Source organism: Nocardia sp. NPDC005745 (assembly GCF_040630775.1).
Taxonomy (GTDB): Bacteria; Actinomycetota; Actinomycetes; order Mycobacteriales; family Mycobacteriaceae; genus Nocardia.
Genome location: NZ_JBEXYF010000023.1, coordinates 108,552 through 120,531, shown reverse-complemented (window position 1 = coordinate 120,531; position 11,980 = coordinate 108,552). Strand labels below are relative to the sequence as shown.

General features: G+C 68.6%; 13 protein-coding genes. 6 read left to right on the top strand and 7 right to left on the bottom strand.

Going from position 1 to position 11,980, the window contains the following annotated elements; all coding sequences use genetic code 11:
- The coding region (locus ABZ420_RS23960; protein ID WP_357126630.1) for an AMP-binding protein at positions 1–1,101 on the top strand (1,101 nt) is incomplete at its 5' end.
- A gap of 39 nt (positions 1,102–1,140) precedes the next feature.
- Here the strand turns inward: ABZ420_RS23960 and ABZ420_RS23955 are convergent.
- The 4 genes from ABZ420_RS23955 to ABZ420_RS23940 all read right to left on the bottom strand — a co-directional run bounded on the left by ABZ420_RS23955 (position 1,141) and on the right by ABZ420_RS23940 (position 4,973).
- Entirely contained in the window at positions 1,141–2,079 is a 939-nt protein-coding gene (locus ABZ420_RS23955) for an undecaprenyl-diphosphate phosphatase (protein ID WP_357126627.1), read from the bottom strand.
- Between the two features lie 74 nt (positions 2,080–2,153).
- Positions 2,154–3,170, bottom strand: a complete 1,017-nt coding sequence (gene dmpG, locus ABZ420_RS23950) for a 4-hydroxy-2-oxovalerate aldolase (protein ID WP_357126624.1) — start codon at positions 3,168–3,170, stop codon at positions 2,154–2,156.
- Entirely contained in the window at positions 3,167–4,150 is a 984-nt protein-coding gene (locus tag ABZ420_RS23945; protein ID WP_357126621.1) for an acetaldehyde dehydrogenase (acetylating), read from the bottom strand. Before ABZ420_RS23945 ends, dmpG begins: the two co-directional genes overlap by 4 nt.
- A gap of 4 nt (positions 4,151–4,154) precedes the next feature.
- A complete protein-coding gene (locus tag ABZ420_RS23940; protein ID WP_357126618.1) occupies positions 4,155–4,973 on the bottom strand; it encodes a fumarylacetoacetate hydrolase family protein in 819 nt (272 codons plus the stop codon).
- Positions 4,974–5,172: 199 nt separating this feature from the next.
- Here ABZ420_RS23940 and ABZ420_RS23935 point away from each other — a divergent pair, with 199 nt between their 5' ends.
- The 5 genes from ABZ420_RS23935 to fabG all read left to right on the top strand — a co-directional run bounded on the left by ABZ420_RS23935 (position 5,173) and on the right by fabG (position 8,893).
- Positions 5,173–5,904 (top strand): IclR family transcriptional regulator, encoded by a 732-nt coding sequence (locus ABZ420_RS23935; protein ID WP_357126645.1) that lies wholly within the window; start codon positions 5,173–5,175, stop codon positions 5,902–5,904.
- Between the two features lie 173 nt (positions 5,905–6,077).
- Positions 6,078–7,301, top strand: a complete 1,224-nt coding sequence (locus tag ABZ420_RS23930) for an erythromycin esterase family protein (protein WP_357126615.1) — start codon at positions 6,078–6,080, stop codon at positions 7,299–7,301.
- Positions 7,302–7,620: 319 nt separating this feature from the next.
- Positions 7,621–7,875 (top strand): hypothetical protein, encoded by a 255-nt coding sequence (locus tag ABZ420_RS23925; protein ID WP_357126612.1) that lies wholly within the window; start codon positions 7,621–7,623, stop codon positions 7,873–7,875.
- A gap of 101 nt (positions 7,876–7,976) precedes the next feature.
- Positions 7,977–8,150, top strand: a complete 174-nt coding sequence (locus ABZ420_RS23920; protein ID WP_357126610.1) for a hypothetical protein — start codon at positions 7,977–7,979, stop codon at positions 8,148–8,150.
- Positions 8,147–8,893: a 3-oxoacyl-ACP reductase FabG gene (gene fabG, locus ABZ420_RS23915; protein WP_357126608.1), complete on the top strand. Its 747-nt coding sequence runs from the start codon at positions 8,147–8,149 to the stop codon at positions 8,891–8,893. The genes ABZ420_RS23920 and fabG overlap by 4 nt, the downstream gene beginning before the upstream one ends.
- Before the next feature lie 158 nt (positions 8,894–9,051).
- On the opposite strand, the gene ABZ420_RS23910 is transcribed toward fabG, so the two are convergent.
- From ABZ420_RS23910 to ABZ420_RS23900, 3 genes are all read right to left on the bottom strand, one after another.
- Positions 9,052–9,195: a hypothetical protein gene (locus ABZ420_RS23910; protein WP_357126606.1), complete on the bottom strand. Its 144-nt coding sequence runs from the start codon at positions 9,193–9,195 to the stop codon at positions 9,052–9,054.
- Between the two features lie 243 nt (positions 9,196–9,438).
- Positions 9,439–10,464: a cytochrome d ubiquinol oxidase subunit II gene (locus ABZ420_RS23905; RefSeq protein ID WP_357126603.1), complete on the bottom strand. Its 1,026-nt coding sequence runs from the start codon at positions 10,462–10,464 to the stop codon at positions 9,439–9,441.
- 3 nt (positions 10,465–10,467) lie between these two features.
- Complete coding sequence (locus ABZ420_RS23900; protein WP_357126600.1) at positions 10,468–11,889, bottom strand: cytochrome ubiquinol oxidase subunit I; 1,422 nt, start codon at positions 11,887–11,889, stop codon at positions 10,468–10,470.
- Positions 11,890–11,980 lie beyond the last annotated feature (91 nt).

The following is an 11,980-nucleotide window of genomic DNA, read 5'->3' as shown; positions in this document are numbered from 1 at the left end:
TTCGCCAACGCCGACATCCCCTTCGAACGCGTCGTCGAAGTCGTCGCCCCCGGCCGCGCCACCACCCACACCCCCCTGTTCGGGGTCGTCCTGTCATTCCAGAACAACGAACAACCCACCCTGCAACTACCCGGCCTCACCATCACCGCCCTGGACACCGGCACCGTCGCAGCCAAATTCGACCTCCAAATCAACATCCACCCCCACCACCACCACGACGGCACCCCCGCCGAACTCGACACCATCCTCACCTACGCCACCGACCTCTTCGACGAAACCACCATCCAAACCCTCGGCCACCGCCTCCACCGCATCCTCACCACCATCGCCACCAACCCCCACACCCCCATCGGCGACATCGACATCCTCGACCAAACCGAACGGGAACGGATCACAACCAGAACGGATGCCCCCGCACCGCAGGCAGCGGCGACGACGGCGGGCGCCACACTGGCCCAGGCACTCGTGGCCGCGGTGGAAGACGACCCGGACGCCCCCGCCGTCGTCGTCGACGGTATCGACGTGTCCTACCACGACCTCGAAACCCGATCGTCGCGGTTGGCGCGCGTGCTCATCGCGCGCGGCTGCGGCCCCGGCGCCGGCGTGGCGGTGCGACTGGATCGCGGCATCGAAGCGGTCATCGCCACCTGGGCGGTGCTGAAAACCGGCGCCGCCGTGGTCCCGGTCGACGCACTCGACGCACAGCTGCCCGATGAGTTCGAGATCAAGATCGGCCTCACGGTCGGCGACAACCGGTTCAGCGACACGGTCGATTGGCTCGCCCTCGACGACCCGACCGTCGTCGCGGAGATCGCCGCCGAATCACCCCGGCCGGTCACCTACGCCCACCGCACCCGCACATTGCGCGGAAGCGACACCGCCTTCCTCGGGGATCGAACCCTCAGCTACGACGACTTGGCCACGGCCGCCGCACAATTGCGCGACCACGCCGAACTCACCTACGAATCCCAGATCTTGCCCAGCGGCGAACCGGGATCCTCCGCCGCCCTGATCGAACTGATCGCGGGCGGGACCGTCGGCGCGACGGTCTACCTGGACACCGATGGTGAAGCGCAGGCCGACGAATGGGAGGCCAGTTGATCGCACCTCGGTCACTCGATCGCCCGGCGGAGGGAGACCTCAGCCGAAGTGGACGACCGAGACGGCCCCGGCGGCGAGGCAGTACACGGCGAACGGCAGCAGCGTGCGGGTCTGGAAGTACCGCTCCAGGAACCGCACTGCCAGCCACGACGACACCCCGGACACGAGGGCGCCGACCAGCACCGGCCCCCGGATGCCGTCGGTCTCCGGGCCGACCAGCTCCGGTATCTCGAGCAGTCCCGCGCCCAGGATCGCCGGAGTGGCCAGCAGGAAGGCGAATTTCGCCGCGTGCTCGTGTGCGAGACCACGCCACAGACCGCCGACCATGGTCAGGCCCGCCCGGCTGAAACCGGTCAGCAGCGCGCCGACTTGGACGAAGCCGATACCGAGGGCGTCCCTCGGCCCGAGAGCGGCCAATGGCCGGTCGGATTGGCGGCGAGGTTCCGCCTCGGCGGTGAGAGTGCCGCTGTGGGCCCGCCGCAGGGCGAACCGCCGACCGTATTCGGCCAGGGACGGTTCGTTCCGTCGGCGCAGCCCCTCACCGATGATCAGCACGACACCGTTGAGCGCCAAGAAGACGGCGGCGTAGATCGGCGCCCCGAACAAGGCGTGCAAGGGATGTTCCAGCAGAAAGCCGAGCACGCCGACGGGAACGGTGGCGATGACGATCAACCACGCCAGCCGCTGCGGGATGGTGTCGAGGCGCCCGGTTCGCAGCGTGGTGAGGAAACCCGCGACGATGGCACACCAGTCCCGCCAGTAGTAGCCGAGCAGCGCGACCGCCGTCGCCACGTGCAGCGCCACCACGAACGCCAGATACGGTGTGCCCGTGCCGGACTCGCCTTCGCCGGTCAGCTTCTCCCAATCGCCTCCGAGCCATGCCGCGACCAGCACGGAGTGCCCCAGGCTGGAAACCGGGAAGAGTTCGGTGACCCCCTGCACCGCACCGATGACAGTCGCTTGAAAGTAGGTGAGCATCGCAGCGAGTCTCGCACGCGCGCAAAGGAAGCACCGGAGAGGCTCCTCCACCGCCCCGGCCGATATCCCGGCGATTACCCGCCGGCGCCGGCCGACAAGTCGAGCGCGATGTCGACGATGAGGTCCTCTTGCCCGCCGACCAGCCCGCGGCGTCCCACCTCGAGCAGGATGGTGCGCACGTCGATGCCGTAGCGCCGCGACGCGGTTTCGGCATGCCGCAAGAAGGACGAGTAGACCCCGGCGTAGCCGAGCGTGAGGGTTTCGCGGTCCACGCGCACCGGGCGATCCTGCAGCGGCCGCACCAAGTCGTCGGCGGCGTCTTGCAGAGCGAACAGATCGCAGTTGTGCTTCCAGCCGTGCAGATCGGCGACGGCGACGAAAGGTTCGATCGGGCAGTTGCCCGCTCCCGCACCGTGGCCGGCGAGCGAGGCGTCGACCCGGGTGACGCCTTCTTCGACCGCCACCACGGAATTGGCCACCGACAGCGAGAGGTTCTCGTGCGCGTGGATACCGATCTCGGTGCCCGGATCGAGCGCCTGACGGTAGGCGCGGACCCGGTCGCGGACGCCGTTCATGGTCAACCGGCCGCCGGAATCGGTGACGTAGACACAATGCGCCCCATACGATTCCATCAATTTCGCTTGTTCGGCCAGGCGAGCCGGTTCGGCCATGTGCGACATCATCAGGAATCCGGAGACGTCCATGCCGAGTTCCCGTGCGGTGGCGATGTGCTGAGCGGACACATCGGCTTCGGTGCAATGGGTGGCCACGCGCACCGACCGGACGCCGAGCCGGTAGGCGTGCTTCAGTTCTTCGATGGTGCCGATACCGGGCAACAACAGCGTGGTCAGCCGGGCGTGCGTGAGGTTGTCGGCGGCGGCCTCGATCCACTCCCAGTCGGTGTTGCTGCCCGGGCCGTAGTTCAGGCTGCCTCCGGCGAGGCCGTCGCCGTGGGCGACTTCGATGCCGTCGACCCCGGCCGCGTCGAGCGCCGCCACGATCCGGCCGACGTCGTCGGGAGTGATGCGATGGCGCACCGCGTGCATGCCGTCGCGAAGGGTGACGTCTTGGATGAACAGCTGGGTGGTCATCGGAGCGCTTCCTGTCCTGCCGGTGCGGCGGCGATCGTGTCGGCGATGGATTCGGCGTAGCGCACGGCCGCCGAGGTCATGATGTCGAGGTTGCCCGCGTAGGCCGGGAGGTAGTGGGCGGCTCCTTCGACTTCGAGGAAGACCGTCACCTGATGGGTGGGCGTGGCCGCCGCGTCCGGGCCGAGCAGGGTGTGCACCGGTTGATCCTGCGGGACGGCGGTGATCTGAACTTTCTGCTTGAGGCGGTAACCGGGCACATAGGTGGCCGCATGGGCGACCATCTGCTCCACCGACTCGCGAATCGCCTCGTGCGTGCCGGAGTCGGGCGCGGTGATCAGGCACAGCACCGTATCGCGCATGATCAGCGGCGGGTCCGCCGGATTGAGGATGATGATCGCCTTGCCGCGCTGGGCGCCGCCGACCGCTTCGATCGCGTGCGCGGTGGTCTCGGTGAACTCGTCGATGTTGGCGCGGGTACCCGGCCCCGCCGATTTCGACGCGATGGACGCGACGATCTCGGCGTAGGCGACCGGCGTCACGCGGGAGACAGCGGCGACGATCGGGATGGTGGCCTGCCCACCGCAGGTGACCATGTTGACGTTGAGGGCGTGCCGATGTTCGTCCAGATTCACCGCCGGTATGACGAACGGGCCGAGGGCCGCGGGGGTCAGGTCGATCAGGCGTTTGCCGAGCGGTTCGAGCACCGCGGCGTGCGCGGCGTGGGCCTTGGCGGAGGTCGCGTCGAAGACCACGTCGATCTCGTCGAAGTTCGGCAGCTCGAGCAGTCCCTGAACGCCATCGGAGGTGGTCGGGACGCCGAACCTGCGCGCGCGGGCGAGGCCGTCGGATTCGGGGTCGATGCCGACCATCGCGCCCATCTCCAGCACCGTCGAGTGCCGGATCACTTTGATCATCAGATCGGTGCCGATATTGCCCGACCCGATCACCGCGACTACGAGCTCGGCGGGGTTGTCGTTCATGGTCTCACTCCTGGATGAAGGTCGCGGTCACCGAGCCGAGTCCGGTGATGTCGGCGGTGACGGTGGCGGGGCCCTGAATCGGGGCCATCGGTCCGAGCGCTCCGGAGAGAACGATCTGCCCGGCGCGCAGCGGACGGCCGAACTCCCGAGTGGTCCGCGCCAGCCAGGCCAGGGCGTGCAGCGGATCGCCGAGGCAGGCGGCGCCGGTTCCCGTCGACGCTTCGACGCCGTCGATCGACATGCGCATCCGCGCCGAGACCGGGTCGAAGGAATCGAGCGTGCGATGTTCGGCGCCGAGGACGAACAGGCCGCTGGAGGCGTTGTCGGCGACGGTGTCGCCGAACGTGATGTCCCAGCCCGCGATGCGGCTGTCGACGATCTCGAGCGCGGCCACGGCGTAGCCGACCGCGTCGCGAACCTGCTCGTCATCGAGCGGGCCGTCCACCAAGTCCGCGGCGAGCACGAACGCGACCTCGGCTTCGACCTTCGGTTGCAGCAACCGGCTCAGCGGCACCGGTGTGTCCTGCGGGTAGTACATCTCGTCGAACAACACTCCGAAATCCGGTTGATCGACGCCGAGCTGGCGCTGCACCGCCGGTGAGGTCAAGCCGATCTTGCGCCCGACGATCTCGCCACCCGCCGCGACGCGCTCGGCGGTCAGCAGTTCCTGCACCGCGTATGCCGCGGCCACATCGTCGGAACCGATCAGATCGCGCACCGGCGCGCACGGGGTGCCGGAGCGGGCCGCCGCGCCGAGCAGGTCGGCGGCGGCAATCGTGGCGGTGTCCGCCGAAGGTCGGTCGAGGCCTGGAGGTGTTGGCATCGGGATCCCGGAATTCGTGAGGAAGGACGGAACGGTGATCCCACTGTCGCCGCAGGCGGGAGCGGCCCGCCAGCGATGCGTTCCGCTGAGCCGAACGCCATCCGAGTAGAGTGGATCGGGCCCGAGGGGTTGGAGGTCGACGGTGTCATCTGCGGCTGCCGGTCGTGCGGTAGACGGTTCGACCGTTCTGGGCAAGACCATGGCGGTGCTCGAGGCGTTCTCGATCGATGACACCGCGTTGAGCCTGGCCGAACTCGCGCGGCGGACCCGGATGCCGAAGGGCACCTTGCACCGGGTGCTGGCGGACATGGTGGCGGTGCGGTTGCTGGACCGGACCGAGGCCGGGTACCGGCTCGGCGGGCATCTGTTCGAGCTCGGGATGCGCGCGTCGGTGGAGCGGAGCCTGCTCGAGGTGGCGATTCCGTTCCTGGAGGAGTTGAACGCGCGTATTCACGAGACCGTGCATCTGGGCGTTCTGGACGGCACGGATGTCGTGTACCTGACCAAGATCGGCGGGCGTCGTCAGGCCAGCGCCCCGTCCCGGATCGGAGGCCGCATGCCCGCGCATTGCACGGCCATCGGCAAGGTTCTGCTGGCCAACGCCGACGCGGCACTGCGCGACCAGGTACTGGCGGGACCGCTTCTGCGCCACACCCCGCGGACGATGATCCTGCCCGGCACGCTGCGCAACCAGCTCGATCGGATCGCGGCCGACGGCGTGGCCTTCGAATTCGAGGAATCGGCGCCCGGCCTGGTGTGCGTCGCCGCCCCGGTCCGCGAGGCCGACCGGGTCGTGGCCGCGATCAGTGTGGCGGGGCCGTCCCACCGGTTCCATCCGGAGAACCACGCGGCAGCGGTCCGCGCGGCCGCCGAGGGAATCGGACTCACCCTCACCCGGCGGGCCCGGCTGTTGGGCACGCCCACCTCCTGAACGACTTTCCCCGGACGGACGTTGCCCTGGAGGCCACGCTCCTATGGGATTGACATCGGCAGCGCGCCAATTTAATTTGTCCTCAAACATAATTATCTTTGATGTCAAAGGCGCTTTGCGCTTCGGGTTACCCCGGGCGGCACAGGCAGCTGTTCAACCGTCGGGAGTGCATGATGACGCAGGGGAAATCCGAGGCAGTCGAGGTCGCCGAGTGGCTTCGTAACGCGGTCCGACCGTTCGACATTCCTCATGACGACAGGTCACCCGGGGCCCTGCCCGCGCTCGCCGACTCGATGGAAGACGTCGTCGTCGCCGGCATCGGCATGACCACCCGGGCCGGGCACGAAGTATCCGTCACCGCGCACCGAGTCCTGCGGACGCTGGTGGAGCGGAAGGGCTTCCGGGCGCTGGCCCTGCTGGACGACGAGACGGTGGTCGCGGCTCTCGACGCCTACACCCGCACCGGCCAGGGCGATCCCCGGGAACTACTCGGTGACGCGTGGGTTCCCTGGCGGAATACCGAGACCCTCGCCGTACTGCGGTGGTTACGCGAGTTCAACCGCGCGCATCCGGACGATCCGGTGCGGCTGTTCGGATTGACGCCCGAAGCGGCCAAGCCTGCGCACTACGCGCAGGTCTGCGACTTCGTCGCCGCCGTGGCACCGGAGCGGCTCGACGACCTGCGCGCGCATTACGACCCGATAATCTCCGCGCACCGAGTGGGTGAGCATCTCCAGCGAGCCGGGGGCACCCATCCCGGCCGACCGTTCGTCGACCACGCCCGGGACGCGTTGGCGCTGGTCGAATCGCTACCAGAGGCCGCCGACGGACCCGCGGCGCTCGACGCGGCGCGGCTCATCGTGCGATACCACCAATTCAGCACCGCGTCCGGGCGCCGCGACTTCGCCGCCGAGGCCGCGGACGCCGCCGACCGAATCGCCGCCTGGCACGAGCGCACCGGACAGCGGATCGCGTACTGGGAGGGGATCTCGAACACCGCGGTCGCCCCGCGGCTGACGATCGCGGCGATGTCCCAGGAGTTCCCGACCACCGGATTCCTGTTGCGCAAGCGCTTCGGCGCCGGCTATCTGTCCCTGGCGATCGCGTTTCACACCGGCGAGTTGCGCGCGAATCTGACGGTTCCGGCTCCGTCGGCCGAGTTCGCCGACAGCGCGCTGGATGATCCCGACCACGCCGGTTATCTACTCGACCTGCGCACAGCGCCGCCCGGCCCGGTCCGGCGATGGCTGCACCAACCGACCCGAGTGCGCCTGATCATCGGCACCTACCGCCCGGACCGAGACGCGGAGCATCACATCGCCGGCGCCGGAGTGGGCGACTGGTTCGACATCCTGCTTCGGATCCGCACCGTCACGCCCACGCACCGCCTCGCCTAGCCGTGCCTTTACGCCGCTGAGGCATAGTTTGCTGGAGGGTTCCCAATAGGTATATCCATCTGTTACATTACCGATGCGGAGCCTATATATACGCGTGCAGCTCCTCGTCCGAACGACAACGACGTCACCGGACATCCGCCCCGACAACGACGTCGGCAGGCCGACAATGCCGTCGGCCGTGCAATGGATTCACCCGCCGGACACCGCTGCAGCCCGTCCCGCCTCGGTCGAGTCGGGCTGTGCGGCATGAAGACGGCCGGAACAGAACACGTGCGATTCGCACGCCCGATCGGACATTCAGCAAGAGGAACTCATCGACATGCCGATCAACTTCTTGAGCGGACTCGATTTGATCGCCGCGCTCGACGCGCGCAATGTCGAAGCCCATCTCGCCGGTGCCGTCGAGGGCTGCACGGCATGCGCCACCACGTCCAGGCCGGGCCCCGGCTGCCCGGCAGGCCTCGCCGCCCGGATCCGCGACGGCGCCGCGACCTCTTCCTTGACGGCGATCGAGATCATCGACGAACTGCGCAACCTGCACCGTTCACCGGAGCCCGAAAACTCCGGCACGTAATACGCCCCCCTGCTCCCCCGGTGGCCACACCATTGCTTCGGTTATGCACGGGTGATGGTCCTCGCGCCGGCGCCGCGGCATGGGCGGGCACGGCGAAGGTGATGGGTGGCGTCGTCGCCGCTTTCGAGGCGGGATCCCTCAGTTCGGCGATCGACCGCGCCGACACCGCGGCGGTCGTCGATCATGGTCGACAAGCCGATAATCGGACGCGCCCAGCGCATCCGGCGCATATCGGCAATGTCCCCGAGACCGACCACCGTGAGGAAGATTCATGACCGGCCCACTGCTACAAGACAAGACCGCCGTGATCACCGGCGCCGCACAGGGAATCGGTTACGCGATCGCCGAGCGATTCGTCGCCGAGGGCGCCCGCGTCGTCGTCGGTGACATCGACGGGACCGCCGCCGCGCAGGCGGCCGAACGTCTCGGCGGCGCGGCCGTCGCGCGCGGTGTACGTTGCGATGTCACCGTCGCCGAGGAGGTGCAGGCTCTGCTCGACGCGGCCGCGGAGTCGTTCTCCCCGGTCGACGTGATGGTCAACAATGCCGGGATCACCCGCGACGCCACCATGCGCACGATGACCGAGGACCAGTTCGACCAGGTGATCTCGGTGCACCTCAAAGGCACCTGGAACGGCACCCGGCTGGCCGGCGCGATCATGCGCGAGCGTGGCAGCGGAACCATCGTCAACATGTCGTCGCTGTCGGGCAAGATCGGGCTGGCGGGCCAGACCAACTATTCCGCCGCCAAGGCGGGCATCGTCGGCCTGTCCAAGGCCGCCGCGAAGGAACTCGCGCACCTGGGCGTGCGCGTCAACGCGATCCAGCCCGGCTTAATCCGCACCGCGATGACCGAGGCGATGCCGCAGAAGGTGTGGGATCAGAAGATGGCCGAGATTCCGCTCGGGCGGGCGGGTGAGGTGAGCGAGATCGCCTCCGTCGCACTGTTCCTGGCTTCGGATCTGTCGTCGTATATGACCGGGACCGTGCTCGAGGTCACCGGTGGGCGGTTCATGTGACCGCCCTCGGCACCGACGGTCGTCCACGCCGCGACGACGGCCCGACGACCAAAGCTACCGCCGCGGAACGCGGCGCGGCGCACACCGGCCCCGTACCGAGGCGACGCCCGGGTCGCGGCTGAGCGGCGCAGCCGCGATCGGAACGGGGCCGGGCGAGGTCAACTCGAGGTCGTCGTCTGGGTTCGGGGGAATCGGTGGCCCATGACATCCGCCCACCACGCGTTCGAAGCGCTGGACTCGGGCCAGATGATCCGGTCTCGGTCGTCGTCGTCGGTGCTGGGCATGTTCATGTCCTCGATCACGATGCAATCCTTCGCGCCGTTCATCCTCCGGAAGAGGGCATCTCGTCTCGTGCGGCGCGAAGTATTCGTGACAAACGTCGAACCGGCCGGTCGTCGAGCTGCGGGGATGCCCCGATCGCGTACCGGCACGACCGCGCTGTCGAACCGATACGTGCAGCGGATACCACCCTCGACCACAAACAAACCGTTCTTTCGGTATCACTTCGCGGATCCGTCGCGAGGTGCGCGGAAGCCGGCGGTGTCCTACGCCTCTTCCGGGGACCCGGGCTGCTCGCGTACCCACGCGTCGGTCTGGGTGAGCCAGAACAAGTAGGCCAGCGCGGGTAGCACCGTGACGGCGGCGAGGGCGACGACGGCGAGCAGTGCGAGCAGGGTGGCCCTGGCGCCCGCGGCATCCGCGATGAGCATCTGGTCGACGAGGATCCACGGCGTCTGCGCGACCGCCCATCCGATGACGATCGCGGCGACCGCGGCCGCCGCGGGCACCCGTGCCCACCCGAAGCGACGCCGGTACAGCAGCACCAGGGTGGCCACGCCCGCGGCGGCCGAGAGTGCGATCAGCGGCAGGGCGCGTCCGAGCAGCTCGGCACCGAGGGTCGGTGCGTCATGCCGGATCGGGAGGATCGCCGCGATCGCGACCGCCCCGGTCGCCCCGCCGACGATCAGCGTGCGGGAACGTAGATAGCCGGCGAGGGCGCCATCATCCGAACGTGCGGCGTCGGCGGTCAGGAAGACTCCGGCCAGGAAGGCGGACGTTCCGACGGCCAGGGTGCCGCCCAGGATCGAGGTCGGATTCAGCCACGAACGCACCGGGTCGCCGTAACCCTCGGCGGGCACCCGGCCGGAGGCGATCGCTCCGACGGCGGTGCCGAAGAAGAACGGCGTGATCAGTGACGCACCGGCGAACAAGGCGCCGAACAGGCGCGCCTGGCCCAGGGTCGCGGAGTACTTGCGGAAGGCGAAGTTCGCCCCGCGCAGCACGATTCCGAGCAGCGCCAGGCACATCGGGATGAACAAGGTGGTCATGATGGCGGCGAACGCCGCGGGGTAGGCGGTCCAGAGGAACACCAGGATGTAGATCAGCCAGACGTGGTTGGCCTCCCACACCGGTCCGATGCTGTGGTCGATGAGCACCCGCAGGCGGCTTCCGCGCCGGGGGCCGCCCGCGGTCAGGTCCCAGAATCCGGAGCCGAAGTCCGCGCCACCGAACAGTGCGTAGAGCACCACCCCGATGAACATCGCCGTCGCGACCACGTCGGAGAGATCCATCGGTCAGGACTTTCCGACGCTGCGAGTGCGCTGCGCCTGGTCGACCGGCGATGCTCCCGGCCCGTACGGAGCGGTGATGGTCGCGGTGCCGGTGCGCCAGCGGCGGGCCATGGAGCGCAGGACGATGATCGCGCCCACCGTCATCCCGATATATACCAGCAACACGCTGACGTAGCTCCACCACAGATCGGTGCTCATGCTGGCGGCGTCGGTGGTACGCAGCACTTGCCACACCGTCCACGGCTGGCGGCCCACTTCGGTGGCGATCCACCCGCATTCGAGCGCGAGAACCGCCAGAGGCCCCGCGACCACCGCCGCCCAGAGGAACCAGCGCCGGGCCAGCAGGTCGCGGCGCCGCCAGCGCAGCAACCAGAACACGATCACCATGAGCGCGAGCAGGGTGCCGATGGCGACCATGGTCTGGAAGCCGAGGTGGGTGATGTTGACCGGTGGCCGATCCTCGACGGGGACCGAGTCCAGGCCGGGGACGGGTGCGGTCAGGGAGTTGCGAGCGATGATCGAACCCAGCCGAGGGATCTCGAGCGCTCCCCTGACCTCACCGTCGACGAGCACGCCGCCCAATCGCAACGGGGCGGGGCCCTCGGTGGTGGCGGCCAGTTCGAACGCGGCCAGCTTCGCCGGTTGCGTATCGTGCACCCGCATCCCCAACACGTGCCCGATGAGAGGTTGCGCGACCGCGGCGACGGTCGCGAAGACGAACGGGACCGTGAACCCCAGCCGATGGTGCTGGTCGCGGTGGCCCCGCAGCAGACCTGCCGCGTAGACACCCGACACGAGGAATCCGACCACCATGAAGGCCCCGACCCACATGTGCGCGAACTGCAGATAGACGCCGTCGTTGAACATCGCGCGCCACGGATCGACGTCGGTCACCTCGCCGTCGACGAGCCGGAAGCCGGTCGGATTGTTCATCCACGCGTTGACGCTGACCACGCAAAATGTGCCGACCACCCCAGCGACGCCCATCGGGATGAGCATCGCGAGGTGCCTGCGCGGCGGCATGCGGCCCCATCCGTAGAGGTAGATGCCCAGGAAGATCGCTTCGATGAAGAACGAGAGCCCTTCGAAGGCGAACGGCAAGCCGAGCACGTCGCCGTAGCGACCCATCAGCCCCGGCCACAACAAGCCCATCTCGAAGCTGAGGACCGTTCCGGAGACCGCGCCGATGGCGAACAGGATCGCCGACACCGTCGCCCACCGCTTGGCCAATCCCGAGGCGACGGGGTCGGCACGGACGATTCCCCGGCGATGCACGACGTAGATCATGGCGGGAAACGCCACCCCGAAACAGGCCAGCACGATATGCCAGCCCAGCGAGAAGGCCATCTGCTGGCGCGCGGGCAGCAGACCGGGCGGCTCCGGCGCGGACGCCTGGTACAGCGCGGCGAGCGTGCTCGACACCATCCCGGCCCCTTCCTGCGGTCGCGGGGCCGCATGCCCGTGCTCGCATCCGGCCCTTTCGCGGGTTATCCCCCTTTTGCCTCGCCCCAACCAG

Coding starts and splice junctions, on each gene's coding strand:
- ABZ420_RS23930 (WP_357126615.1), top strand. CDS start 6,078: ATGACGCAGGGGAAATCCGAGGCAGTCGAGGTCGCCGAGTGGCTTCGT.
- fabG (WP_357126608.1), top strand. CDS start 8,147: ATGACCGGCCCACTGCTACAAGACAAGACCGCCGTGATCACCGGCGCC.
- dmpG (WP_357126624.1), bottom strand. CDS start 3,170: ATGACCACCCAGCTGTTCATCCAAGACGTCACCCTTCGCGACGGCATG.
- ABZ420_RS23940 (WP_357126618.1), bottom strand. CDS start 4,973: ATGCCAACACCTCCAGGCCTCGACCGACCTTCGGCGGACACCGCCACG.
- ABZ420_RS23945 (WP_357126621.1), bottom strand. CDS start 4,150: ATGAACGACAACCCCGCCGAGCTCGTAGTCGCGGTGATCGGGTCGGGC.
- ABZ420_RS23900 (WP_357126600.1), bottom strand. CDS start 11,889: ATGGTGTCGAGCACGCTCGCCGCGCTGTACCAGGCGTCCGCGCCGGAG.
- ABZ420_RS23925 (WP_357126612.1), top strand. CDS start 7,621: ATGCCGATCAACTTCTTGAGCGGACTCGATTTGATCGCCGCGCTCGAC.
- ABZ420_RS23955 (WP_357126627.1), bottom strand. CDS start 2,079: ATGCTCACCTACTTTCAAGCGACTGTCATCGGTGCGGTGCAGGGGGTC.
- ABZ420_RS23905 (WP_357126603.1), bottom strand. CDS start 10,464: ATGGATCTCTCCGACGTGGTCGCGACGGCGATGTTCATCGGGGTGGTG.
- ABZ420_RS23920 (WP_357126610.1), top strand. CDS start 7,977: ATGGGTGGCGTCGTCGCCGCTTTCGAGGCGGGATCCCTCAGTTCGGCG.
- ABZ420_RS23935 (WP_357126645.1), top strand. CDS start 5,173: ATGGCGGTGCTCGAGGCGTTCTCGATCGATGACACCGCGTTGAGCCTG.